21 protein-coding genes and 1 pseudogene are annotated in these 24,352 nt (G+C 59.7%); 7 read left to right on the top strand and 15 right to left on the bottom strand.

Translation table 11 applies throughout. The features are described 5' to 3' along the window. Both APH34_RS18680 and ggt read left to right on the top strand, forming a co-directional pair. Positions 1–996 carry a D-isomer specific 2-hydroxyacid dehydrogenase family protein gene (locus tag APH34_RS18680; RefSeq protein WP_023083522.1) on the top strand — a complete coding sequence of 332 codons (996 nt, stop codon included), beginning with the start codon at positions 1–3 and terminating at the stop codon, positions 994–996. After that, positions 989–2,575, top strand: coding sequence for a gamma-glutamyltransferase (gene ggt, locus APH34_RS18675; RefSeq protein WP_054881260.1), 1,587 nt, complete (start codon positions 989–991; stop codon positions 2,573–2,575). Before APH34_RS18680 ends, ggt begins: the two co-directional genes overlap by 8 nt. Before the next feature lie 59 nt (positions 2,576–2,634). On the opposite strand, the pseudogene APH34_RS29290 reads toward ggt, so the two are convergent. From APH34_RS29290 to APH34_RS18635, 8 genes and pseudogenes are all read right to left on the bottom strand, one after another. Further along, a pseudogene (locus APH34_RS29290) lies at positions 2,635–2,766 on the bottom strand (IS630 family transposase); the annotation flags it as partial. Between the two features lie 424 nt (positions 2,767–3,190). Beyond that, positions 3,191–3,769, bottom strand: coding sequence for a DUF6088 family protein (locus APH34_RS18665; protein ID WP_306303013.1), 579 nt, complete (start codon positions 3,767–3,769; stop codon positions 3,191–3,193). Positions 3,770–3,798: 29 nt separating this feature from the next. Next, complete coding sequence (locus tag APH34_RS28775) at positions 3,799–4,062, bottom strand: BPSL0761 family protein (protein WP_060499449.1); 264 nt, start codon at positions 4,060–4,062, stop codon at positions 3,799–3,801. 5 nt (positions 4,063–4,067) lie between these two features. Continuing rightward, complete coding sequence (locus APH34_RS18655) at positions 4,068–4,355, bottom strand: hypothetical protein (RefSeq protein WP_054881264.1); 288 nt, start codon at positions 4,353–4,355, stop codon at positions 4,068–4,070. A gap of 785 nt (positions 4,356–5,140) precedes the next feature. Then, entirely contained in the window at positions 5,141–6,331 is a 1,191-nt protein-coding gene (locus tag APH34_RS18650; protein WP_223656450.1) for a Wadjet anti-phage system protein JetD domain-containing protein, read from the bottom strand. Beyond that, complete coding sequence (locus APH34_RS18645) at positions 6,282–9,587, bottom strand: ATP-binding protein (protein WP_082422838.1); 3,306 nt, start codon at positions 9,585–9,587, stop codon at positions 6,282–6,284. Before APH34_RS18645 ends, APH34_RS18650 begins: the two co-directional genes overlap by 50 nt. After that, complete coding sequence (locus APH34_RS18640) at positions 9,584–10,333, bottom strand: DUF4194 domain-containing protein (RefSeq protein ID WP_177333899.1); 750 nt, start codon at positions 10,331–10,333, stop codon at positions 9,584–9,586. The genes APH34_RS18645 and APH34_RS18640 overlap by 4 nt, the downstream gene beginning before the upstream one ends. Before the next feature lie 2 nt (positions 10,334–10,335). Further along, positions 10,336–11,835: a DUF3375 domain-containing protein gene (locus APH34_RS18635; RefSeq protein ID WP_082422837.1), complete on the bottom strand. Its 1,500-nt coding sequence runs from the start codon at positions 11,833–11,835 to the stop codon at positions 10,336–10,338. Between the two features lie 641 nt (positions 11,836–12,476). Between APH34_RS18635 and APH34_RS18630 the strand changes: the two genes are divergently transcribed. Together APH34_RS18630 and APH34_RS18620 are read left to right on the top strand one after the other, a co-directional pair. Continuing rightward, positions 12,477–12,722 (top strand): AbrB/MazE/SpoVT family DNA-binding domain-containing protein, encoded by a 246-nt coding sequence (locus APH34_RS18630; protein ID WP_054881267.1) that lies wholly within the window; start codon positions 12,477–12,479, stop codon positions 12,720–12,722. A gap of 648 nt (positions 12,723–13,370) precedes the next feature. Beyond that, complete coding sequence (locus tag APH34_RS18620) at positions 13,371–15,101, top strand: dipeptidase (protein ID WP_054902419.1); 1,731 nt, start codon at positions 13,371–13,373, stop codon at positions 15,099–15,101. Between the two features lie 44 nt (positions 15,102–15,145). On the opposite strand, the gene APH34_RS18615 is transcribed toward APH34_RS18620, so the two are convergent. From APH34_RS18615 to APH34_RS18605, 3 genes are read right to left on the bottom strand one after another with little or no spacing between them, the layout of a single operon-like run. Next, on the bottom strand, positions 15,146–15,979 hold the full coding sequence (locus APH34_RS18615) for a hypothetical protein (protein ID WP_054902418.1): 834 nt from the start codon (positions 15,977–15,979) through the stop codon (positions 15,146–15,148). Beyond that, entirely contained in the window at positions 15,976–17,577 is a 1,602-nt protein-coding gene (locus tag APH34_RS18610; protein WP_054902417.1) for a hypothetical protein, read from the bottom strand. The genes APH34_RS18615 and APH34_RS18610 overlap by 4 nt, the downstream gene beginning before the upstream one ends. Before the next feature lie 21 nt (positions 17,578–17,598). Further along, positions 17,599–19,119, bottom strand: a complete 1,521-nt coding sequence (locus APH34_RS18605) for an OmpA family protein (RefSeq protein WP_054902416.1) — start codon at positions 19,117–19,119, stop codon at positions 17,599–17,601. Positions 19,120–19,371: 252 nt separating this feature from the next. On the opposite strand from APH34_RS18605, the gene APH34_RS18600 reads away from it, so the two are divergent. Beyond that, entirely contained in the window at positions 19,372–19,809 is a 438-nt protein-coding gene (locus APH34_RS18600) for a CBS domain-containing protein (protein ID WP_054902415.1), read from the top strand. A 6-nt stretch (positions 19,810–19,815) separates the two neighbouring features. On the opposite strand, the gene APH34_RS18595 is transcribed toward APH34_RS18600, so the two are convergent. The 3 genes from APH34_RS18595 to APH34_RS18585 all read right to left on the bottom strand — a co-directional run bounded on the left by APH34_RS18595 (position 19,816) and on the right by APH34_RS18585 (position 21,286). Beyond that, positions 19,816–20,454: a hypothetical protein gene (locus APH34_RS18595; protein WP_054902414.1), complete on the bottom strand. Its 639-nt coding sequence runs from the start codon at positions 20,452–20,454 to the stop codon at positions 19,816–19,818. Between the two features lie 69 nt (positions 20,455–20,523). Continuing rightward, a complete protein-coding gene (locus APH34_RS18590) occupies positions 20,524–20,766 on the bottom strand; it encodes a DUF2789 domain-containing protein (protein WP_054902413.1) in 243 nt (80 codons plus the stop codon). A gap of 61 nt (positions 20,767–20,827) precedes the next feature. Further along, positions 20,828–21,286 carry an aminoacyl-tRNA deacylase gene (locus APH34_RS18585; protein ID WP_054902412.1) on the bottom strand — a complete coding sequence of 153 codons (459 nt, stop codon included), beginning with the start codon at positions 21,284–21,286 and terminating at the stop codon, positions 20,828–20,830. Between the two features lie 94 nt (positions 21,287–21,380). Here APH34_RS18585 and APH34_RS18580 point away from each other — a divergent pair, with 94 nt between their 5' ends. Together APH34_RS18580 and APH34_RS18575 are read left to right on the top strand one after the other, a co-directional pair. Continuing rightward, positions 21,381–22,730, top strand: coding sequence for a nodulation protein NfeD (locus APH34_RS18580; protein WP_054902411.1), 1,350 nt, complete (start codon positions 21,381–21,383; stop codon positions 22,728–22,730). Positions 22,731–22,732: 2 nt separating this feature from the next. Continuing rightward, positions 22,733–23,491, top strand: a complete 759-nt coding sequence (locus tag APH34_RS18575) for a slipin family protein (RefSeq protein ID WP_054902410.1) — start codon at positions 22,733–22,735, stop codon at positions 23,489–23,491. 101 nt (positions 23,492–23,592) lie between these two features. Here APH34_RS18575 and APH34_RS18570 read toward each other — a convergent pair whose 3' ends face one another. Continuing rightward, positions 23,593–24,225, bottom strand: coding sequence for a LysE family transporter (locus APH34_RS18570; RefSeq protein ID WP_054902409.1), 633 nt, complete (start codon positions 24,223–24,225; stop codon positions 23,593–23,595). Positions 24,226–24,352 lie beyond the last annotated feature (127 nt).

Genomic DNA, 24,352 nt, shown 5'->3' with positions numbered 1-24,352 from the left:
ATGAATATCCTGATTACCCATAACCGCGACTTATTGAAAAACTTCTTCAGTGCCCGCGCGGTAACTACCCTGCAGGGGCTTGGCAATGTACGGCTAAACGATAGTGACGAGCCCTTGCGGGGCGATGCGCTAGTAGCAGCAGCCAAAGATTGTCAGGTGATTATTTCTGATCGCCTGGCGCCGGGCGAGGCCTTGGTGTTTGCGGGTCTGCCGAACCTGCTGGCTTTTTTGCGCTGCGCGGTGGATGCGCGCAATGTCGATGTGTCAGCAGCCAGTGCTGCAGGCATCTTGGCGGTGCGTTGCAGCGCAGGTTACGCCGAGGCCTGTAGTGAGCTGGCCTTGGGTTTGATGATTGATCTGGGCCGCGGTATTACCCAGGCTGCCACACTTTATCATCAGGGCGTGCATCAGCAGCCGATGGTCTTTGGTCGCCAGCTTTATGGAGCCAGTGTAGGCATTGTCGGCTATGGCGCGATTGGTAAGCGCATCGCGGCCCTTTGTCTGTGTGCGGGCATGCAGGTGTCAGTCTATGACCCTTACGCAGAGATCACCGAACAGGGCATTGAAAAGGTGCGTTTTGAGGAGCTGCTGGCCTCCTCTGATTATGTGGTTGCCGCAGCCTACGCCACGCCCGAAACCATAGAGATGTTTAACGCTAGGGCGTTTGGCCAAATGCGCAAAGACAGCTTTTTTATCAATATCGCCCGAGGCATTCTGGTTGATGAGGAAGCGCTTTATCACGCACTCACCCGCGGTCAGATTCAAGGCGCAGGCCTTGATGTGGGGCGCGGCCTTGATGAGCAGCCGAATCCAAAAATTGCCGTGCTCGCCAATGTTATTGCTACCCCTCATGTTGCCGGGCTGACACCCGAGGCCAGTGATTACCAAGCCATGGAATGTGTGGCACAAGTCCAGGACTTGTTAGCCGGGCGTGTCCCTGCCTTGGCCTTAAATCCAGAACATGCCAGCCGTTTGCGGAGTTTTCACCATGCGTAACTTACATCTACCTGGCCGTTCCCCGGTACGTGCCCAGCGCGGCATGATTTCCACTTCTCACCCGCTGGCCAGCCAAGCCGGCCTGGATATTTTGCGCCGTGGGGGCAGTGCGATGGATGCTGCCGTAGCCGCTGCTGCGGTATTGGCGGTGGTTGAGCCGCAAGCCACCGGTATTGGCGGTGACTGCTTTGTGCTGTTGGCAGGTAAAGATCAAAAGGTGCGCGCCTTTAACGGCTCGGGCCGCTCGCCAAAGGCCGCCACCCTTGATTGGTATCTGCAGCAGGGCCTTGATGCCATTCCCGGTCGCGGTGCGCATAGCGTGACGGTGCCGGGTGCGATTGATGCCTGGTGTCAGCTTTTGGATGAGCACGGCGTTCTGGCACGTGAAGAAGTCCTTAAAGACGCGATCTTCTTCGCCCGCGAAGGTTATGTGGTGGCCGACAGAGTGGCGGGAGACTGGGCGCAAAACGAGCCGTGGCTGAAAGAAATCGACAATGCGCGTCGGGTGTTTTTACCTGAAGGCCGCGCCCCCAAGGCTGGCGAAATTCATCGTCAGCCCGAACTAGCCAATACCTTGGAGGCGATTGCCAAATTTGGTCGCGATGCCTTCTACACCGGCGCTATCGCCGAGGATATGGTGGAGGCGCTGCAAGCTGGTGGCGGGCTGCACACGCTGGCAGATTTTGCCGAGTGCCGGGGCAATTATGTCGACCCTATTAAAGGTAGTTACCGTGGCTTTGATTTGTATCAGGTGCCACCCAATAACCAAGGCTTAACAGCCCTACTGATGCTGAATACCCTGAGCCACTTCGATTTGAAAGAGTTGCATCCTGAGAGTGCCGCACGCCTTCATTTGGAAGTTGAAGCCTCGCGTCTGGCCTACCGTGAGCGTGATCTGCGCCTTGCCGATCAGGCGTCTATGAACACATCGGTGGAGCAACTGCTGGCGCCTGAAGTGGGCGAAAAAATGGCCCGGGGTATTAACCTTAAAGCGACAGGCGAGCTGCCTGACTCGGTGCTGGATCACTCGGATACGGTGTATCTGTGTGTGGTGGATGAAAACCGCAACGTGGTGAGTTTTATCAATTCAATCTACAACGAGTTTGGAAGTGGTGTGGTTGCTCCAAAATCCGGTGTGCTGTTGCAAAACCGTGGCAAAAGTTTTCGCCTGAGTCCTGAACATCCGAACGTTATCGCCCCGACTAAACGGCCCATGCATACCATTATGCCGGGTATGCTCTGTAAGGACGGTCAGGTGATTGCACCACTTGGCGTGATGGGTGGAGACTACCAGCCGGTGGGGCAGGTACATGTTCTGACCAACATCATCGACTACGGCATGGATGCGCAAGAGGCAATCGATGCGCCACGAGTGTTCTTCGAGAACGGTGTGGTACAGGTGGAGGCGGGAGTCAGTGCTGATACCCGTCAGGGCCTTGAGGCGCTTGGGCATAAGCTGGTCGATTCACCCAGCTATAAGCCGCTGGGCGGCGGTCAAATTATTCTCATCGATCCTCAAACCGGCACCCTGACTGCCGGTTCTGATCCGCGTAAAGATGGTTCTGCCATCGGCTACTAGCAGTAGTGACTCACGGTGGGCTACCCCGCACTATTAACCCGGCAATCAAATACACCAAATCATGCCGCGTAGGCGATACGTGGATGCCGGAAATAAGAACGGATTCTTTGGGGGTGTAATTGCAATCGTCTCATGACCGAGCGAACACGCCCTTCCAGTTCGTCCTGATTACGCGCTGGCAAGCCCGTACGGTGTTTCCATCAACCGAATCAAGCGTGCGAGAGCGGAGCTGAAGATCCCAGAGTCAAAGATCAGTCGTGAGCGTTTCAAACCACTGGAGGACATTTGGACCAGCGAAGCCATAGCTCTACTGGGGATGATGCCGGATACAGAAGTCGCTGACCGTTTAGGCGTCAGTAATTTTCCGGTCAAAAAAATGCGTAGGGAGCTTGGAATACAAGCGTACAAGCGACCGTTGCCCGAAATGACACCCGAAATTATCTCGGAGTTCGGGGGCCTTTCCGACGCCGAGATCGCCCGCCGGCTCAGCGTGTCGGTGAGCTATATCCGCAGAGCGCGGATAAATATGCAGAAGGGCAGCCAGCAATAGATGCAGGTCCGACTCTGATAGAGGGATAGGCAGCCAAACGGAGTGTCTGGCTGCTTCTTACCGGCTCATGTTGTCTCCAGCGCTGCGCGCATCCATTTCGGCATTCTGCAGGCCACTATTTTGCTCAGGTCTTCAGGGCTGAGAGCTTTTTTCATTACAGCAACACACTCCGGCGTAGTACCACCTTTGCCGAGATAAAACAGAGCGCTGATGGTCATCCCCACTTTGGTTCCTGCGCACTGCATCACCATCGGAGCGGCATGCACGAGCCTGATCTCGGCCTTCCCCACGAATAGAGATCGACTGGAGCCGCTCGTGTAATAGATCGGGATGACCGGCATCTGTGTACTCAGCCCGAAATGTCTCACGGCATCAGCGCCGTGGATCTGCAGCTTCCAACGGTTCTGCCTGGCAATCAGATTCACCAAGTCCCAAGGCCCAGGACGATGAACCCGACCAGTGTACTGACTGTATTTCGGCCGCATGTAGATGCCACGATACACACGCTCAAGCTCGCCACGGCGAACAAGCTGGGCGACTGCCTTGGAGATGGCCGAGCTCGAACCAAGCCCTGCAAGACACCTGATGCTGAAAGGCCTCCCCTTGCGCAGAAACTTAACCCGCTGCCTGACGAGGTGAGACACCGGCGGCTCAGAATGAGGGCAGGACATTGCTATCGTGTCGACTCCAGCGACGAGCAGAGCAACGGCTGGTGGAAGGCGATTACCCGCCGTCGGTATTCATCTTCAAGCGCTTCGTTTACCAGACATTCCTCAAGGCGCCCCAGCGAGAAAATTTGATCGGCAGATGGATAGTGCCTGAGCAGGCTTTTCGCATAGCTGCGGATATCCTGCGGTAACCCCGAATGACGGGAGAGTTCACGCAGGAACTCCTCTGTTTTGAGGATGGCGCGTGTTCTTTCGTAAGGGAGGGTCAATCTCGTTATCTCCTGGTCATGAACTCAAAGCCCCGGGTAGCTGGCTCGCCAGCGCCCGCCACCCAGCGCGCAGTTAAGCGCCGCGGCCATTGAGGCGAACGTACCAGCACGCCCTTGATTAGCTCCAGAGGGTAGAACAGCAGTCCATCAACCTGGAATTCCTGCAGGCCTTCCCGCCCACTGTGAAACCGCTCCAGATAAGGTGCAATGCCAACTAGTGTTTGCCGTGCAGAAAGCTGCAAAGCCTGCAGTATTGGGCATGCAGACCAACCCGGATCTGTGTGCTCAATCATGACTGCACTCCGTCTTGGCCTCCTGCCGCTCCATCCACTTGGCCAGGCCCCACATCGTGGTTCCCAGCGCCAGCAGGAGCCAAAGCAACCATTGAGGAACTTGATATTGGGCGCTTAGCCAGAGACCTGCCCCACCGCAAAGCATCACCACGAAAAACCATCTCATCAGCGTGCGCTCCCGATTACTTACGAGACACACGGTAACTCGATGGTCCGCTGCGCTAACGTAGATGCCGCAAATTTCGTCAGCTCCCAGATTAGGAAATGAGGGTTCATTTGACTATTTCGGCGAAGGTGTTCCTGTGATCCAAGGCGCTCGGCAAATTCCGGTGGATGCAAAACTGGGGCGAGCGCTGGACTCCCGTCGCCCTGTAAACCGCGCAGTAAGTGGTGAATTTCCCTGTGTCGCTGTCTGACCGGAATGCTGTGCGCAGGCAGTCAACCAGCCCCGACCATACGCTCCAGCGCAACCGGAAACAGCCGAGCGCTCTTGGTCGCGTCATCAGACCGGAATCTGGCGAGCGCGAGATCGGCTCGGCCATGGTGCAACTCAACTGACCGGAAATCCGTGAGCATCCCGGCCTCCGGCGCTTTAAGTCGACCGGAATCGTGAATCGCCCTTAGTCTCGTCGAGGAGGTGGAAAGGCTCGCTGCAGACCAACGCTGAAAACCGGCCGCCTAAAGCGATCAACGTTGGCAATTTCAGAGAAGGAATATCTGAAGATTGTGGTTTAAGGGTAGGCGGTCTAAGGATTACAGGGCTATTGAGCCCACCGCCAGCCGCTCTATACAGGGATCTTTCGAGCCCACTGCTCGATAGCGCGCTCAACTTGTTCCTTTGGCAGGTACTCCTGCTCAAGACGTCCTCGTTCTTGCACCAGCAGATACCGATAGAAGTCCGCTTCGTCAGCCAGCAAACCAGGTGGGGCCGAATCCAGAGCTTTGGTCGGCTCGAGGACTGCGCTCACCGGTGAGTGTTGCTCGAACAGCTCCCGTTCCATCAATAGTGCTTCGACCGTAGGTTGATGAAGTCTCGCTCGCGCCAACATAAGCAAGCCCCAAGTATCCATATCGCCCCAGTAAGCGATATGTTTACCGGCCAGGTGCGCGGACGCTAGCCACTGCAAATCGAGTCCTGAGCCCAGCACAGCCAGGGTGTCCGGTAAGTTCTCAGGCAGCAAGTGAATGCATTGCTCATTTTCCACCACGAGCAATCGCGAACCGGGAAGTGGGGTTTCGGCCAGTTCCGCAGTGGTGAGTCTGAGCCGCTTGAAGGGCAACAGTTCAGGCTGAAGGGGAACGACCAGAACCCAGTGGCTGCTTTCTTCAAAGGCATCCAGAAAAGTCGTCAGGCCTTGCTCGGATGCCGCGCCTCCGAAGCGCTCGTCGAGGAGCCAGGTCAGCAAACTGGCGTTGCGCTCGAAAAACTTGGTGTCGACGCCGTGCTCGGCAAGCAGGCGCAGCGGACGGCCTCGGGCACAGCCTGGCGACAACCGGGTGGCGAGTCGCGCCGTGGCGACGACTTCTTCGGACGGCTTCGTCAACCACAAGCTCCGTTGTGCTACCAGCAGCGCATGAAAGGCACTGTCTACCTGCTCAACCAGATACTCGAGTTGAGCGTATTCCTGGCTGACCGCTGGATCATTGGTCGCGGCAATCCATTCGGAAGGGCTACGCAAGTGCCAGCGCATCGGTAAGGAAATGGGGGACAGCCCTGCTCGGTAGCTGACGGGCTCCCAGTCGACTGTACCCACGTTCACGCTCCGCCAGTTCTCCACATGCCGGAGTACCGCCTGGATGTTGTCAGTGAATAGACGTGCCGAAGGCTTGCCGATGTTGAGGCTTTGCGGCCAGCTAGCGGGATTGAGCAAGCGTTCCAAGCGTACGCTGGAGCGCTGCCATTGTCTGGCCAGGCTGCGACTGATGTCAGTGGGCGACTTCATGCATGGCCTTGATGCGCTGTTGATGATGCTCATCCAAAGCTTCCCAGCTCAGGGAAACCAGACTGGATTCCACGCCGCGCCGATGAACGACGACTGCCGAACGCGTATGGTGGCGCAGCAGGCGCATTTCCTTGTTGGGCGTGATGAAGACAGCGTGCAGGCCGAACTCTCTCAACGCTGCAATGATCCGACCGGCAACCGCATGGGAGCTGCGCGAGAACGCCTCGTCGAGAACGATGGTGCCGAACAACGGCCGGCTGCTGCCGTCGGGACAAAGCGCATAGCTGAGTGATGCGGTCAGCACATAGGAGGCGATGATCTCCTTCTCACCACCACTACCGCCCTGAGAGCCTGTTCGGGTTTCGATGACACTCTTGCTTTCTCGATCGATCACTGAGACCGCGAACTCCAGGCGGAAGCGCGGATCCAGAAGCGCTTTGGCGCCCTGATTCCTGCTGTGCTCGCAGGCATCTTTGAGCAGCCCAACGAGCGCCTGCAATGCCTTGTAGTGACTCTCGCCTTCATCATCGATGAAGCGCGCCGAGTTCAGTTGGCGCTGAGCCTGTTGCAAGGTGCGCAGGCTTTCATGGATAACCTTCTTCGCCACCAGGCGCAGATAGCGTCCGGGCTGAAAGTCGACACGCTGCATCGTGCTATTCAGGTCATCCAGGCGCTCCTCGATCACCGAGACTTCATGGTCGATATAGCTGAGCAACTGGGTGACGCCGTCATCCGAGGAACGATTGAGGTATTCCAGGAAGCGCTTGAGTTTCTCGGGCAGGGCTTCCTCGGTCAGCACGCGAAGACGCTCCAGATACCTGGGTACGTCCACCAGTTCTCGCCCGACCTCCGCAAGCGCTCCGGTGTCCACCTTCAGAGCGTCAGACATACGTTTGGCAAGCTCTGTTTTCTGATCGCCGAGTTTATCGCCGAGCGCTTTGAGCTGCCCTTGCAGCTCACGCGTATGCTGGCGCTCCAGCTCGACAATATCGCCAAGGTCATCTGCCGTCAGGGTCGGGAAATGCGTTTGCGCTAGTTCACGCTGCGTATCGTTCAGCCCTTTTTCGGCACCACGATAGGCCTTACGGGTAGCGGATGCAGCCTGCTCGAACTGAAGTTTCAACTGACCGCACTGCTCGATGAGTTGTTGCCTCTGTCGATCCAGGGCGTCGAACAGCGCCTCAGCTTCATCCAACTCAGCCTTGATCATGGCAAGGTCGGTGTCGGGACGCGTCAGGGTTTCGAGCTGAGCATGCAGCGACGCAAGCTGACGCTCGGCGCCCGGCAAATCAATCTCCTCGAACTGCAGTTCTTCGACGCGCTGCAGCAGCGAAGCTTGATCCTCCAACTTGCGGGCATCGCCCCGGGCAGCGTCCAAGGCCAGCCTGGCAGGCGCGAGCAGTTCATTGACCTCGCCAATCTGCTCGGCCAGGAAGGCAAGACGGTCGCGGTTATCGAAGCCGGTCAGCCAGTCCTCATCGAGGCGCTTCTGATCCTGTTTGTCGAAGAAGCGTTCTTTACCCGACATCAGCCCCTGAGCCGTCATGGCGTGCGGGGTATGACGCAATTGCTCCGTGCTCTCCACGCAATGTCGGTCATTGTCCGCCAGTAGCGCCTTTATCGCTTCGCGGTACGGATGCTCCTTGAAGGTCAGCTTGCGGGTATAACCATCGTCGAAGAACACAGGGCGCGACGACGGTTCCTTGACCTCCAACAAGCGCACATGCAAGCGGTTGTGTCGTTGGTTCACCCAACGCAGTGCAGCCTCGGACGCACCCTGCGGCACCAGGATACGCAGGCGGTGGCTGCCGATTGCCCGCTCGATGGCCCCCCTCCAGGCCAGCTCCTCGGGCTTGACCTGCACCAGCTCGGCAACGAAAGGCAGGGCCGATTCATCGACGCCAAGCGTCTGCGCCAGCTCCCCTCGAAAAGCATGAAAATGCCCAGGCAGGTTCGAGCCTGGCCGTCGTTCGACCTCGGCACGCTCCTGCTGCAAGCTCTGCAGGCGGCCATCGAGTTCTTTCTGGACGATGCCGGCATCGAACGCCTTTTGCCGTGCCTCGGTAATATGCTCGCCCAGTATTTCCAGGCGTGCCGCGATCTGCTGCTGATTTTCCTCGAGTGCAGCAGCCGATAACTCATCCGCGAGTCCAAGCCCCTTGACCAAGCGTTGGTACTGCTCGGCTTTCAGGCGTCGCTTATCACGCTCCCTGGCACAATCCGCAATGCGCCCGCGTAGTTGATCTATCCCTGCGCCCCCTACACGTAGGTAGCGCTGACGATGTTGATCGACCACGCCCTTCTGGGTTTCAAGCTGCCCCCTGCATTGCGCCTGATCCAGTTCGGCCTGTTTGTACGCCGTCTCCAGCCTGTTGGTTTCGGCCAACCACAGGCGATAACCCTGCTCGGCGAACCAGACCGGAAGAATGCCTTCGAGCGCCTGTTTGTCCTGCAACTGGGCTTGCAAGACTCGGTAACGCTCCCAGCCATCGGCGACCGGCAGCAATGAGCGCTGCTGTTTTCTAGCAGTTTCCAGTTCTCGGTGAATATCGGTCAGATCATCGAAGCTGCTGGCGACTTCGGCAGCCCGCACGAAGGCGGAGCGGTCATCCAGTACCAACTCGCGAAAGATCTCATCGATGCTGTTGAGCTGCTTCAGGCCGGCAGCGCGGTTGAGCAAGGTGAAGGCGTTTTCACCCACCTCGAAGTAATCCCTGAGCCTGGCCAGGAAGGCTTTTTTACTGGGATACGGCCAGATACCCGTGCCATCCTTCTCCATCTGACGCAGCGCCCGCATGCCGCCTGCGTGATGTTGGCTGAGCCAATGCTCCAGCGTCTGCTCGGGGGACTCGCTTAACAGCCACAGTTTTTTCAGATCGGACGCCGAGGAGCTGGTGCCCTCGAACCAGAGTACAGCGCCCAGTCGCACCTGCGCACCGTCACGCTCGAGCGTGGCGGCAATGGCGGTGACCGTCTTACCCTGGCGCGCGATATGAGATTGCTCTACACCTCCGTCTCCAGGGCCGGTAACCCCGCGCACATAGGACACCAGATCACGGTCGCTTTCATGCCCACCTGTGGAAGCCAGGTTGTAGCGCGGGTTGGCGCACAGCAAGGTCATCAGAGCATCCACCAGCGTCGTTTTACCGCTACCCGTTGGGCCGATCACGGCGGTGCCTGAGGGATCGATCTCGGCACGGTGATATCCCTGAAAGCCGCCCCAGTTATAGAGTTCGATGCTGCTGAGAATGAGGGTCTCGCTGTCACGCCAGAGCAGTGCTTGCTTCACGCCTCGTCCTCCTCAGCAGCGGCAGCCGGGGTAGTCGCGCCCTCCACCTGCTCGCGCAGCCAAACCACCAGTGCCTGCAGGTTCTCCGGGTTGGCCAAGTGGGTAATGATGGGGCGGATGATGACGCGGTCATGGGCGTCCAGAGCCGACACCAAACCATGCCCCTTGAGCTGATCCAGCAGCGTGATGACGCGATTGCGCTCCTTCGCCTCACTGCCCAGCTCGCCCAGGTAAACCTGCAATTGCGGAATCAGCTCATCAACAGCTACCAGTGCCTGAGTGGCGCCCGTACCGCTTTCCTGTTCGTAGGCGATGAAATGCTGGCGCAGAATGGCGATCAGCAGGGACTGCTCCAGGTTCAGCCTTTGCCTGCGCACAAGGGGGTGCGACCAGTCATCCTGCTCGGCCACCTCGCCCTGACGAACGGTGACGAACACCAGCCCGCGAACCTCGTCGACCCCCATGGCCAGGTCGAGGGGTTCCAGGATTGTGTCGACCGCCTCGATATTGGCAAGCGCCGAGCGATACAGATTGGGCTTGTGACTTTCTTCCAGCAGCCCGTACTTGAGCATTTCCTGTACGGCCTCACGTACCCGTTGCGGCGTCCGGCGCTCATCGACCTGAACAGCGGCGCTCATAAGAGGCTGTTCATCATCCATGCCGTCATCCAACGTTATGGGCTCCACCGTCAGCTCCGTTTCGTCGGTGCCAGAGGCGCCTGCTATTCGATCGAAAATCCCTGCCATGCTCACAACTCCCAATCGATGTCCTTGAGTGCCTCGTGGTCGAGTCCGACATAAGGCAGATTGAAGCGCCAGCGTTGCTCATCCTCGTCAACTAGCTCCACGAGCTGACGCTCCTCTTTCAGCACCTCAATACCTGCCTCGCGTGCCATCGCCAACCAGAGCGCAAAGGTTTCTAGGTCGTGAGCAGGTGGAAGCAAAGACGCAAGCTCCCCGAGACTGACAGGGCGCCCCTGCTCCGCCAGCACAGCTAGGGTGTCCTGAATCAGCGCTTCACGATCCAGCCCGTCGAAGGCATCCCAGAAGTCATCATCAATCTGCTCCAACCCCGCAGGCTTCAAACTCAGATCCAGCTCGCCCGTATCATCGTCATCCAGGGTCTTGAAGCGGAGACGCTCGATTGCCGGGATACCGGTAATGGCTACGCCAACTGGTGGTAAACATGCAGGCTTACGGCGTTCTGACTGGCGTTGCCAGTCGACTCTGAGCGCTAGATTGAAGAGATCGTTGAGTAACTGTCCGACGCGATGATGCTCGGCGGCCAGCCCCGTCTTCATGAAGCCACGAACATCGCGCTCGCTTCGGGCGCGCGCTTGGAGCACAGCCTGCGACTCCCGAACCAGGCGTAACGCCAGCCAACGTAGCTCACGTTGCTGGGGACGATTCAGTGCCTTTGGAACCGCTGGATGACGAAGGATGGTGCGCAAACGCTCACGCATGGTTTCCAGCTCAGCGGACTGCCTCAGTTGCTGCTGGAAGCTTTCGAAGACACGCCCCTCGGGGGTGTTGAGTAGAGCATCTTGCCCGTCCAACAACCGATCGACGATTTCTCCACGGTGAGACTGCTCGCTGATGATCGAGTGTCGAAGGGCGCGATCCGCCTCGCGCCAAGAGTCTTCAACTCGTCGAAAGTCCGCGCGTAGGCTGGTGGCCAGGTTATATACCTCGCGTATGCCCTCTATCGCCTGCGCTTCATCAAGCACGATGACGTTGCCAGCTTCTACCTGCGCTAGCTCGTGCTCCAAATCCTGGATTCGGCGGCGCAGGCTGGCAATACGGCCAGTTGGGCTGGGGTTCAGACCCGTTTCCAGGTTTTCGATCTCGCGCTGAACCACCGAAAGGCGAGATGCTGTGGAAGTCATGATCCGACTATCCAGCGAATCTACGAACTGGATGGCTGACTCCAGCGCGTCGGTTGCATAGATACGGCCCTCTCGCTCTACGACGAGGCGCCGCTTGATCCATTCACGAAGTTCACGACCTGCTTGGAGATGCGTTGCATCTGGGTCGATTTCGTAAAGCTCCTGGCTGGCATAAGCAGCCAGCATTTCGGACAGCGCTTGCAGCGCATCCTCCATGGGGATCCCATCATGCGCCCGCTCGAATAGCGTGCGCAGGCAGCCCAATACGAGCGGAGCACGCCGCGAGGCGAGCAAAAGCCATGCTGGGTGCTGGCTGCGGGCGGATACATAGCGTTCTGAACGCTGTTGCGCGCTTTCTTCCATGACGGCCACATTGACAAAGGTTGTCTGAGAGCGAGCTTACCAAGCTAACCCGCTGCCTCATGATACGTATTTGTCCTGGCGGGTGGGCTTCGTTTAATGGTTCGCAGGAGCTGCGTCATACGAAATAGTGAGTGAAAGGCCAGGCCAGTCGAGGTTTAACGATTTATTCCGGGGGCGCACGCTGGATATTGGCGATTTGGCGGAGGGATCTGTCGTCACGAGGGTGTATTTGGCTAGTTCGGCGAAGAGATCCCTGTGAGAGTATGTGGCAGCTCAGTGGTTTTTGCGGGACTGCCACTGGCATCCTGCGGCAAGCCAGCGCAGCCACGGTGGCTATAGAGCGAAGTCTCGATGACCTATCAGTGAGCTGCTGGTGGATTAGCTGGGTGCGGCATGGGGATAGTGAATTTCTCCGGTGGTATTGCGGGACTTTCTGCCCATTAAGGGCGATGGTGCCTGGCAGGCCCGGAGCGAGTTCAAATGTCAGAAGCTGCGGCTGAGGTGAGGGGGGCGTCGTTACAACGCTCTGAGCCCGAGAGCTTTTTGCTATTCTGTCGACCTGCGCCGCGGGACTTCGTTGGCATCGGCTCGCCGTTGCCTCCCCCTGCGGACACTTCATTCAGCCGCTGCCTGAGGTCGAGATGCGGAATCATGTAGTGATTGAGGACTGGGACGGCGACGGTGCTATTCGCCTACCCGACGAAGTTCTGCAGGAGATGGGCGTCGACGTTGGGGACACGCTCTACCTCCTTGAGGAGTACGTGGGTACAACCCGCTGTCTGGTGCTCAGTAAGTCACCGCGCATTCCTGATCGCGTGGATGAGCTGGTTGGCCATTGGGAGTCGTTTGGCAAAGTCTCTGCCGATGTAAACGCCAAGGACGAGTGAGCTAGCTACGGTACTAATCTCGGCACATGTTGCACGGCCTTGGCCCATGCGAGGGCAGAGTCATCAGGCGAGGAAAAGCTCCTCGCTTGTGAGCTTGCCTTCGAACGCGAGACCGAAATATTTGGCATGATCAGATTTCAGCTGAGCCGCGCTCTGCTTGAGAAAGATCTCGTGGTTTGAAGCCTGAGCCGGGCGATCATGAGGTCGTATCTTATTTCCAAACCATCGTATTCCAAGCTGAACGGCTGACCATGCGATAGATCTGGTTAGTGGTCAAAGATCGAAGTTTAGAATTTCGTTTTTGTGCCCAAGGTGACAGCCCTTAAGTGCTCCCAAGAGTCATAGACTGTCGATTAGGTTTTAGGTCGGAAGCCTTGCCACACGGCACTTAGAGGCACTTAACAGGACTTGCCACCAACCAAGATTCCTGTACCGCATTGCCCTCCGAAGGCAGGGGTCGTGGGTTCGAATCCCGCCGAGTGCGCCATATCAAAAAAGCCCTGGGCCTGCGCCCGGGGCTTTTTCGTTTGTGCACTGCATCGCGTTTCTGGCACTCCCGTGCCATGGGTCATTGGTGTTAGCGTGGGCACCTTCCCGTTCTTGCAGCGGGCACCCTCTAATAAGATTCGCGAAGGAATGCGCCTACCCATGCACCTGAAAAAACTCACCGCCACCACCCTATTGCTGGCCAGCATCGGCTTATTCACCCAGCCTGCCCAGGCCAACCTGACGCAGCAGCAGTCCGCTGCCATCGTCAAGGCTTTCGACGGTCGCGAGCCAACCGATTTCAAGCAGTTCATCGGCACGCTCAAAGACAGCGAACAGGCCAAGGTCGATAACCTCGGCGCCACCCTGGACGCCTACCTGGCTGGCAAAACCCTCGGCGCCGATCAGCAAAACGAAATCAACCGCCTACTCGGCCTGTACACCCGCATCAAGTATGGCAAGGCGGCCACCGAAACCCTGCGTGAGCTGGTGGCCATCCCCACCTTCAGCGTCGAGGGCGTACCGCAGCACGAGAACCCCGAGTTCCTCAAGATCGCCGACAGGATCAAAGCCCTGGCCGATAGCTTTGGCCTGGCCTTTCGCAACATCGACAACCGCGTTTATGAAATATCGTTGGGTAGCGGCAAGGAAGTGGTAGGTATCCATGCCCACGCTGACGTGGTGCCGGTCAACCCGGACAATTGGAAACTTGCCGACGGCACGCGCCTGGACCCCTTCAAGGTAACCTTGGTCGGCGACCGCATGTACGGCCGCGGCACTGAAGACGACAAGAACGGCATCGTCGTGGCGCTGTACGCGTTGAAGGTGGCCAAAGACGAAAACCTGCCACTGGCCCGTCAGTTCAAGCTGTTGATCGATACCACCGAAGAAACCAGCGGCGATGCCATTCCCTATTACTTCGAGCGCAATCCCACCCCCGACTACAACCTGGCGCTCGATGGCGGCTACCCGGTGGTGATCGCCGAAAAAGGCTATGGCACGGTCATGGCCAGTTTCAGCAAGCGCCCCGGCAGCGGCAAAGGCGCGGAAATCATCAACCTCACCGGGGGCCTGGCCACTAACCAGATCCCGACCACGTCGGTGGCGACATTGACCGGCGACAACCCGGCGCAGTTGGCCAAACAGCTGGAGAACGCCGGTGCCGAGTACGTGAAGCGCCATGGCGGTGACTTCAGCATCGCCGCCAAAGTCGATGGCAAGCACGTCTTACTTACGGTGACCGGCGTGTCGGCACACTCCTCCGAGCCTGAATCTGGGGTTAACCCGGTTGCGCGCATGCTCGACTTCATCAACGGCCTGGGCCAACAGGTGCCGCTCAAGCACAACCACTTCACCGATGCGGCCCGTTACGCCGCCGACAACTGGGGCCTGGACTATCTGGGCAAGAAGCTCGGTGTGGGCTTCGAAGACAGCTTCATGGGCCCGCTGACCGCCTCGCTGACCTTTGTCGGTGTGAACGAAAAAGGCCTGAAACTGGCGGTGAACCTGCGCATCCCCAAAGGCAAGCCACTGGCCACCCTCAAGGACGAACTGGCCGACAGGCTCGGCCAATGGACCCGCCAGAGCCACACCTCGGTAGCCTTCGACTACAGCCTCGACGAACCGATGTACCGTAACCCCGAAGGCGATTGGGTCAAGGCCCTGCTCGAGGTAGCCAGCGAGAACCTGGGCATGAAGCACGCGTTCGGCACCTCCGCCGGCGCCACGTCGGTGCACGACCTGCCCAATGGCGTGCAGTTTGGCCTGGCCATGCCGGATGTGAAGTACACCGGGCACAACGACAACGAGTTCAAGACCGTGGAGCAGTTCATGCTTGACCTGCAGGTGGTCAGCGAAATGGTCGCGCGGATCGGGCAGATGCCGAAACTGTAAGCCAGCACAGCCAGGATGGGGCTGCTTGGCAGCCCCATCCTGGGTTAGCGCAGGTCGGTACTCAGGCTCGGTGTGCCAAAGCCTTCCAATGTCGCGTTGGACGCCTTCAAGTATTGAGCCCAGAAGTCCTTTAGTGCATCCATGGTCTTGCCGGACCGATAGGCATGCTTCACCGCATCGGTGACCAGGCCTGCACCGGACACGTACACCCTGGCGCCCTGCAGGTCCGCATACAGCCCTTTGCTCTGTGCAAGCTTGAGCTCGTTGGCGACATTGAGCTGCTTGATCTGATTGGCCGCGTAGAAACTGGTGTAGTCCGAGTGCTCGAGCATGTCCGAAATCAGGTACACCACACGCTCATCGACCCCCTGCTCCTTGCTCATGTCCTCACCCACGCGACGCAGGGTATTCATGATTTCGCTCTTGGGGATGTCCTGACGGGCATCCCGCAGGCCCTTCACGAACAGGCCGCCGAAGCCGGCCTGAAACGCTTTTTTCTGGCCCGCCAGGCACTGGTCCAGAGCGCGCAGCTTGCGCATGTTCACGTCGTCGCGAACATCGCCCTGCAGCGGCATGTCCAGTTCACCGGCATACACCAGGCGCTGATACTCCCCCGGCAGGAACGCCGAGAAGGTATAGAGCCTGACGCGATCGCCCGGCTGGACGAACCGGTCGATCTGAGCCCAGCTGCTGCGCTGCAGGTCGTCAGGCATCGGGATGGTCTGATCGATGATCACCACCAGCTCGCGGCCGGCACCTGCTGGCTTGATGTCGGCCAGGCCATTGCGTGTGTAGCAGCTCTGCAGGTCGTTGCGTTCAGCGGCAAGCGCTGCGCACGGCAGCGCCAACGCAAGGATCAGCGCCTTGGCGAGCCTCATGACAGCACGCCCTCCTTTTTCGCCGGGAACAGGCCCAACGCCTTCAGCGCCTGCTGTTGCTCGCGAATATCACGCAGCTGCGCCTCGCTGACATTCAGCGCACGGCTGGCAGCCGCCAGGCTTTCTTCCGGCAGGCCGGTAACATCGTGGAAGTCCGAAGCCTTGATCTGCGCTGGGGTAGCTGAGGCGACTGGGGCGACCGCCTCGGCCATCGTGGGCTGCGCCGCAACCGGGGCGGCCGCTTCGGGTTGCGCCCGTTGTGCTGGCGCCACCACTTCAACGGCAGGCGTTGGCTTGACGGCCTGGGGCGAAACCTTGCCAGCCTTGTACTCAACGTAGGCGAGGAAGTTGCGATGCGCGGTATTCTCACCTTCAAGCGCGTGCAGCACGGCAGCATCGGTGTGGTCGCGGCCGGACAACGCGGTTTGCAGGCGGCGCAGCTTGTCGTCGGCGTGGCTGGCAATGGCGTTGCGCTTCTGATCCATCGCGTCGAGCATTTCCTCGGCGGTGGCGTATTCGTGGGTCAGCCGCCAGGCGGTTGCCGAGTGAGTACCGGCGAAGTAGTAACGGCTGGCGAGCCAGATGCTGATGCCCTGAATGGCGATGTAGATCAGCGACAGCATGATGTAGGTGGTCAGGCTGGCCTGGCGGATCGCATGCATCTTGTCGTCGATGGTAGCGTTGTCCGCCTCATCGTTGATGGCCTGGGATTCGGCTGGCAGGTCGAAGGGCGAGCCTGCAGTGGAGCTCTGCGCTGCGGACTCGGCGCGCATGCCGTTGACCATTTCGGTCTCGATGCTGTCCAGGGTCGCCGAACGTACGACGAACGCACCAACGGCCATGGCCGCCACGAACACACCGCAGACGATCAGCCAGACAAACTTGCGCGAGACGTTGGAGTTGACGTCCTTCACCCGGGCCAGCAACTGCTCGTAGTCTGGCTTGTCCGAGTCGGTGAACGAGTCTTCCAGGTTGATGGCCTTGTTGGCCTTCAGCGAACGCGAGCGTTTGGAAGGTTCCTCACCTTGCCACCAGTGCCGCGCACGGGCAATCAGGCTGTTGTGGTGCAGCGTGTGGCCGGCGGCTTCGGCGAAAAACGCTGAGGCGACGGCCAGCAGAATCGCGGTACCTGCGGTCAGCCAATGGCGGTCATTGGTCGAGGCGTCCATGTTCATCCAGCCTGCCAGTACGTAGGCAAAGCCCATTGCCTCGATCAGCACCAGCAGCAACACCAGCACCAGTACCCAGGCCGGCCGCGGCGAGCGCCCAGCTTCACCTGCCTTGGCGAGGTAGTCGAGGGAGGCGTTATAGCTGTTTGGGCCCTTCATGTACTTCTTGTACTGGCCATAATACGGCTTGGACAAGGTCACTTCGTGGTTGATCCAGCCATCGCTGTCGACCGAGGAACGCTTGCGCGACAGGCGCGCGACCGTGCCGATCAGCGGCAGGCTATGCCAGACACGGATCAGGAAATAGGACACCTCTTCCCAGTAGTTACGCACGATCAACACAGTGACCAGCAGCGAAACCAGGCCGGCGGAAAGTAACTGATTGGCAAGAATCAGTGATTTAAGTGCAGCGAGAGAAAAGTCTTCCATTCAGGACGTCCTTGACTGGTTTTATCGGGTGACCGGGATTGGCGTGTAGGAAGCGACGAACGCATCACTGCCGGCGGCGTAGAACAACGCACCTTGGCTGACCTGGGCATTGCCCTTGCTGAACACAATGTCCATGCAGGAAATCGCTGCCTGGGCATCACTGGCGAAGACCCGGTAAAGCACTTCGCTTTCACCTTCATAGGTGTTGGCCACAGCATTCATCGTTCGTGGCTTGTGCTGGGTGGGCAACTTGTAGTCTTCGACCAGCTGAAGAATCGGCTGGCGATCGACCTTGGCGTTTTCGCGCAAGATCGAGACTGGCGATACCGTCACCAGATGCCCGTTGACCAGGTTGGCCCAAACCCGGTTGTTGTAACCCGGCAGGTAGTCCTTGGTAGCGCGACGCTGCAAGGGTTGGTCGTTGACCATGCTCAGGACGTCGCCCGCATTGCGTGGCCTGTCCGCCTCACAACTGGACATTGGCATCTGCGCGGCATAAGCGCTGCTGATCAGGGTGAAACCGCTCTGTTTCGGCTTGATGCTCTGCGCCATGGTCCAGGTGTAGTCAGCCACTGGCGTACCGGCAAAATCGACTTCCGGGCGCGCAGCAGCACGGGTTTTCGCGGAGCTGCTCGCGGCCGGTGTACGCTGCGCCGTGGTGGGTTTGCTCACGGCGGGCTTGCTGCCTGCTTGCGCTGTAGTGACCGCCTGCCGAGGCTTGGCCGCAGTCGATGTGCCGTAGCGCAGGTAGCGCGTGTTGCCCGCTTCGGCCTCGGCACGCATCACCAGGGCTTGTTCGTTGGCCAGCTCGACGATTTCCACGCGGCGGTTCTGGCCGCGCAGCAACGGGTCGCTGTTGTCGGCGATCGGTCGCGAAGCGCCTGCCCCTTGGTAGTAAATCGCATTGGCGGCAATGCCCGCCTGCAGCATGACCTTGCCGACGGTCTTGGCGCGGCGCTCGGACAGCTTCTGGTTGAACTCGGCGTTGCCCACCGCATCACTGTGGCCGACGATCAGCAAGCGACGCGTCTGCGACTCCTTGGCCGCAGCCTGCTTGTCGCTGGCTGCAGGCTTGGCATACATCTGCGCCAGCTTGGCCACGGCCCGCTGGCCGCTTGGCGTCAACTGGTCGGAACCGGTGGCGAACATGCCGGTGTCTTCGATCTGCGTCACCAGGCCCGCCTGCTCAGGTACAGCGGTCACCACTGCGGCCGAGGCGACCGTCAACTGCTCGGTGGTGATCTTGAGGTTTTCTTCCTTGGCGATGCGGTCCAGCTCTTGCAGGCGGGACTGCCAGACATAGCCCACGACGCAACCCACCGCGCCACCGACCGCCGCACCCGGCAAGATCCCGTCCTTGCCTTTGAGGGCGTAGCCTGCAGCGCCCCCGGCCACCACGCCGACACCACAAAGCACTGGCAAGCCGTAGTCCCTGCCAATGTCTTTCACGGTCTTGGAAAAATTGTCCATCTGTTGAGTGCTGCAACCGGCAGCGGTGACGAAGGCACAGCTCAGCGCTGTAAGGCGAAACATCCGTGGCATTGCGGCTCCTTGCCGAAATAATCTGAATGATGGCAACTTGACATGCATTGTCACAGATTATCCGGATTATTGCCCCTCCCCGGTAGCCTCCCCAGCACAGCACCCGCAGCCCACCACTGGGCGCCGCACGCAAGCGATTCAACCATGACGTTTTTCAATCGGCTCCATGCCGTTTCCTGCATTGCCGTGCAGGCCGGCGTACAGGATGCTTTATTTACTCAAAGAGCCCTTTCTCCACCCGCAGAGGCCTGTATGAAGAACGTCGAAGAAATCCTCAAAACCAAGTCCCAGCATCAGACCGTCTACACCATCGGCCCTGATGACTCGGTGCTCGACGCCTTGAAGCTGCTGGCCGAGAAAAATGTCGGGGCGCTGCCGGTGGTCGAGAACAGCCAGGTAGTGGGGATCGTCAGCGAGCGTGACTACGCACGCAAACTGGTGCTCAAAGGCCGTTCCTCTGCAGCCACACCGGTGCGAGAAATCATGAGCGCGCCGGTGGTGACCGTTGACCCCAAGCAGAAGCTCGACGATTGCATGAACCTGATGACTGACCGTCACCTGCGCCACCTGCCAGTGGTCAGCAACGGCCAATTGCTGGGGCTGCTGTCGATCGGTGACCTGGTCAAGGAAACCATCCACGAACAGGCCAACCTCATCCGCCAGATGGAGCAGTACATTCGCGGTGAGTGACCACCCTCAGTGGTAGGCGCTCTCCAGCTCGTCCAGTTGATGGTCGAAGCTGCGCAGACGCGCCGACCAGGTGTACACCAGCACTTCCAGGTCCCGATTGAGCACGGCCGTGTTGCCATGGCCCGTGCTCGAAGGCTCGCACAGGTCCAGTTGGTAACGCTCGCGCGCCATGGCGGTGGCGACACTGGAGAGGTCACGGGCATTGGCCAGCCAGTGGTGGTGATGGTCGTGAATTTCGCGGTCGAGCACGCGACACTGGCGTTTCAAAGCCTCCAGGCTTTGCTCCAGTGGCGTACCCCTGAGCTCGCCCATTACCTCCTCGAAGGTGCGCCCGGAATGCCAGTAGCTGCCCCAGAAGTACCGGTCGAACACGGTTTCGACCCGTCGCAGCGCAACCTTGGTGTTCCAGATCGTCAGCAACGTGCGCCCCTGGATCACCTCGCGCTTGTTCAGGTGCAAATGCTGCCAGGCAATCCACGTCAGCCCCAGCAACGCTACCGCAGCCGTAACCGCGGCAGCGGCGTACAGGAACTGCACGGCCTGGTTCATCTGCTGGGTGTGGCGGATGCCGTAGTAGTAACCGGCCGTCAGGGTGCCCAGGATCGTCACGGAGCACCAGAAGCCTGGTGCATAGGGATCTTTCATCACGCCATCCCCTTATTGTTTTCCTGAGCATAGCAACGGCCAATCACTCGTCAGGTGCCGCTCGGCGCTTTATTTTCGGGGGCGGCGCAACGCTTCGTTGAGTTGATCGAAGGGCACTGCCCAATCGGAATCTTCAATGATGCTTTCCTTGAGAAAGGCACGCTGGGCTTCAGTCCAGAACGACGCATCCACGAGCTTGATCTCGTTCTTCAGCGGCGAATGGCTGGTGATGAACTGATCGATACTTTGGGGATCGTCGGGCAAGCCCAGTTGTTTGAACAAATCGGAAAACGGATGGGTAGGTGCTTCCATGATTCCTCCTAGGCGCCGGGCAGGCCGTCCACGACGCCGGCCCGGCATTGGCTTGAGAACATCAGCACAGCTCGCGTACTTCGGCTTGCGGTACCAGTTTCAGGTACTGCTCCATGCTCATGTGGATCAGGTGATCGTGATCACCCGCCTCCAGGTAGACATCGCCTTGGCGGGTAAGACTCGAATCGAGCAACATCTTTATATCGTAAGCATCACCCATTGCCGGAATGGCGCCACGCTCGCAGTCGCCGAACAGGCTTGGCAGGCCGCTTTCGCGGGTCAGTTGCCAGGCCCCGGACATACGTACCTTGCTCATGTCCAGATGCCGGTTGGCCGGCAGCACTGCCATGAGGTAATTGCCATGGCGATCGTCGAGCATGACCGACTTGGCAACGCGCTCAGCAGGTACGCCAGCGGTACGCGCCGACTCCAGGCTGGTGGCCGAGTGTGGGTGGGGAATGATGTCGTAATCGCAGTTCGCCTGGTCCAGGCGCTGCTGCAAGGTCTTGGCCATACGCATGATGCACCTCCGGTTTCCCCCAACTTCTAATTTTAGGCCGTGCCTGGGCAGGCATGACTAAACTTGAGTAAGAGAGACCAAAAGGTGACGACAGGTGATCGCTCGATGTTGCCGCGGGTTACTGCTCCTGCTGATGCTCGGCCTGGCCCCGGGCAGCCAGGCTGCGGCCGGCGATGTCTGGGTATTGAGCATTGATGACGCCATCGGCCCGGCCAGCGCCGACTACCTGGTGCGCGGGTTGGAGCAGGCCAAGGATCAGGGCGCGCAACTGGTGGTCATTCGCATGGACACCCCTGGCGGGCTGGACAGCGCCATGCGCCAGATGATCAAGGCGATTCTCGCCAGCCCCGTACCAGTGGCCAGCTTCGTCGGCCCAAGCGGCGCCCGCGCCGCCAGCGCCGGAACTTACATTCTGTATGCCAGCCACATCGCGGCCATGGCCCCCGGCACCAACCTGGGCGCCGCAACACCCGTGCAGCTTGGCGGCGCGCCAGGCGTGCCGAAGGACGACAAGGCCAAACCCGCGGGTGACGATGAAACCCTCGCACGCAAGCAGGTCAACGATGCCGCAGCTTACATCCGGGGCCTGGCCCAACTGCGTGGGCGCAATGCCGACTGGGCGGAGCAGGCGGTGCGCGAAGCCGTCAGCCTGTCGGCCAGCGAAGCCCTGCGGCTGAAGGTGATCGACCGCATGGCCAACGACCTGCCCGACCTCATGCGCCAGCTCGATGGCAAGACCGTGGTCGCTGCCGACCAGCCTCGCCTGCTGCAAACCCGTGATGCCAATCTGATCGAACACCAGCCAGACTGGCGCACTCGGCTGCTGGCGGTGATCACCAACCCCAGCGTGGCGCTGATCCTCATCATGATCGGCGTCTATGGCCTGTTGTTCGAGTTCATGAGCCCCGGCTCCGGGGTGGGCGGCGTGGTGGCTGGCATCTGCCTGCTACTGGCGCTGTATGCCCTGCAGCTATTGCCTGTGAGCTTTGCGGGTGTGGCGCTGATCCTGCTCGGGATCGCCTTCATGATCGCCGAGGCGTTCCTGCCCAGCTTCGGCGTGGTGGGTTTTGGCGGCATCGTCGCGTTCGTGGTCGGTGCATTGATCCTGATCGACACCGATGCGCCAGGCTTCGGCATACCCCTGGCATTGATCGGCACCCTGGGCGTGCTCTCGGCGCTGCTGATCGGTGGCGTGCTGGGCATGGCCCTGAAAACGCGACGCCGGGCCCTGGTCAGCGGTGATGCAGGCTTGGTCGGTAGCCTGGTCACCGTCACCCAGGTGGCCACGGACAACCCCTTCAGCGGCTCGGTGCAGGCCCAGGGGGAACAATGGCAAGTGCAATGCGCCACGCCACTGCAAGCCGGCCAGCACGTCCGGGTCACCGCCCGTCATGGGGTAATGCTGCACGTGAGCGCCGCCGCACCTGCGGCGCAAGGGGAATGACGATGTTCATGCAACTGGGTTTTGGCGCCGTGCTGCTGGTACTGGCGATGCTCCTGCTGTCGGCGTTTCGCATCCTGCGCGAGTACGAGCGTGGCGTCGTGTTCCAACTCGGGCGGTTCTGGCAGGTCAAGGGGCCTGGGCTGATCCTGCTGATCCCGGTGATCCAGCAGATGGTCCGGGTCGACCTGCGGACCGTGGTGCTGGATGTACCGCCCCAGGATGTCATCACCCGCGATAACGTATCGGTGAAGGTCAACGCCGTGCTGTATTTCCGCGTGCTCGACCCACAGAAGGCGATCATCCAGGTCGAAGACTTTCTCGTGGCCACCAGCCAGCTGGCCCAGACCACGCTGCGTGCGGTGCTGGGTAAACATGAACTGGACGAGCTGCTGGCCGAACGTGAACAGCTGAACCTGGACATCCGCCACGTGCTCGATGCACAGACCGACGCCTGGGGCATCAAGGTCGCCAACGTCGAGATCAAGCACGTCGACCTGAACGAGTCGATGGTCCGTGCCATTGCCCGGCAGGCCGAGGCGGAGCGTGAGCGCCGGGCGAAAGTCATCCATGCCGAAGGGGAATTGCAAGCGTCCGAGAAACTGATGCAGGCTGCACAGATGCTCAGCAAGGAGCCGGGAGCCATGCAGTTGCGCTACATGCAGACACTGGGGTCGATCGCCGGGGACAAGAGCTCGACCATCGTGTTTCCGATGCCGCTGGACCTGCTCAAGGGGATGGTGGAACGGTCGAATCCGCGTTGACGCTTTCGCGGGTAACTCCGCCCTGCATCCCCCCATTGATTCGGGAAGCAATGCAGTAGCTCTGGGGCGGACTTACCCACGAATGGGCTATCACCGTCTGTTCAGATAGGCGCGCGGCGCAAGGTGGCCAGGAACGTGGCAGCGCCAATGAACAGCCCGGCAAAGGTGCGGTTCAGGCGCTTCTGCTGCTTGGGCGTACGCAGCAGGCGCAACACCCGCGAAGCGAGCCCGGTATACCCCGCCATCACGAGCATGTCGACGCTGACCATGGTCAGCGTGATGGCCACGTATTGTGGCAGCAACGGCGCGTGCGGGTTAATGAACTGCGGCAACACCGCGAGCATGAATACCAGCGCCTTGGGGTTGCTGACGTTGACCAGAAAGCCACGGAACACCAGGCTCAGCGGCTTGCCGATCGGGCGCACGCCGGATTCATCGGTCATGTCCATTGGCAACGCACGCCATTGCTTGTAGGCCAGGTAAACCAGGTAGGCGACACCGAACCACTTGATGATGTGGAAAGCGGTAGCCGAGGCAGCGAGGATAGCGCCGACGCCGGCGGCGATGATGGCGATCTGTACAATCAGGCCGATCTGCAGGCCTAGCGCATTCCAGTAACCACGCCAGAAACCATACTGCAGGCCGCTGGACATCGAGGCGATTGCCCCGGCCCCAGGTGAAAGGCTGATCACCCAACACGCGGCAAAGAAGCCCAACCACACTTCCATCGACATCGCACACCTCGCTCGAACATATGTTGCAAAACGTTAAGCTAAGGGGTTGGCGAAAAAATGACCAGTGTTTTTTCCAGAAGGGGGGCCGGGATTACCGCGAAGAAGCTGGCACCAAACAGCACAGCAG

The organism is Pseudomonas sp. NBRC 111131 (assembly GCF_001320525.1).
In the GTDB taxonomy this organism is placed as follows: Bacteria; Pseudomonadota; Gammaproteobacteria; order Pseudomonadales; family Pseudomonadaceae; genus Aquipseudomonas; species Aquipseudomonas ceruminis.
This window is presented reverse-complemented; position numbering and strand designations above follow the sequence as displayed.

Bases quoted from the DNA above. Each gene is read 5' to 3' on its own strand.
- APH34_RS18680 (WP_023083522.1), top strand. From the start codon at position 1: ATGAATATCCTGATTACCCATAACCGCGACTTATTGAAAAACTTCTTC.
- APH34_RS18640 (WP_177333899.1), bottom strand. From the start codon at position 10,333: ATGGCAGGGATTTTCGATCGAATAGCAGGCGCCTCTGGCACCGACGAA.
- APH34_RS18635 (WP_082422837.1), bottom strand. From the start codon at position 11,835: ATGGAAGAAAGCGCGCAACAGCGTTCAGAACGCTATGTATCCGCCCGC.
- APH34_RS18585 (WP_054902412.1), bottom strand. From the start codon at position 21,286: ATGCGTATGGCCAAGACCTTGCAGCAGCGCCTGGACCAGGCGAACTGC.
- APH34_RS18620 (WP_054902419.1), top strand. From the start codon at position 13,371: ATGCACCTGAAAAAACTCACCGCCACCACCCTATTGCTGGCCAGCATC.
- APH34_RS18650 (WP_223656450.1), bottom strand. From the start codon at position 6,331: ATGAGCATCATCAACAGCGCATCAAGGCCATGCATGAAGTCGCCCACT.
- APH34_RS18615 (WP_054902418.1), bottom strand. From the start codon at position 15,979: ATGAGGCTCGCCAAGGCGCTGATCCTTGCGTTGGCGCTGCCGTGCGCA.
- APH34_RS18605 (WP_054902416.1), bottom strand. From the start codon at position 19,119: ATGCCACGGATGTTTCGCCTTACAGCGCTGAGCTGTGCCTTCGTCACC.
- APH34_RS18630 (WP_054881267.1), top strand. From the start codon at position 12,477: ATGCGGAATCATGTAGTGATTGAGGACTGGGACGGCGACGGTGCTATT.
- APH34_RS18570 (WP_054902409.1), bottom strand. From the start codon at position 24,225: ATGTCGATGGAAGTGTGGTTGGGCTTCTTTGCCGCGTGTTGGGTGATC.
- APH34_RS18610 (WP_054902417.1), bottom strand. From the start codon at position 17,577: ATGGAAGACTTTTCTCTCGCTGCACTTAAATCACTGATTCTTGCCAAT.
- ggt (WP_054881260.1), top strand. From the start codon at position 989: ATGCGTAACTTACATCTACCTGGCCGTTCCCCGGTACGTGCCCAGCGC.
- APH34_RS18655 (WP_054881264.1), bottom strand. From the start codon at position 4,355: ATGATTGAGCACACAGATCCGGGTTGGTCTGCATGCCCAATACTGCAG.
- APH34_RS18595 (WP_054902414.1), bottom strand. From the start codon at position 20,454: ATGAAAGATCCCTATGCACCAGGCTTCTGGTGCTCCGTGACGATCCTG.
- APH34_RS18600 (WP_054902415.1), top strand. From the start codon at position 19,372: ATGAAGAACGTCGAAGAAATCCTCAAAACCAAGTCCCAGCATCAGACC.
- APH34_RS18575 (WP_054902410.1), top strand. From the start codon at position 22,733: ATGTTCATGCAACTGGGTTTTGGCGCCGTGCTGCTGGTACTGGCGATG.
- APH34_RS18590 (WP_054902413.1), bottom strand. From the start codon at position 20,766: ATGGAAGCACCTACCCATCCGTTTTCCGATTTGTTCAAACAACTGGGC.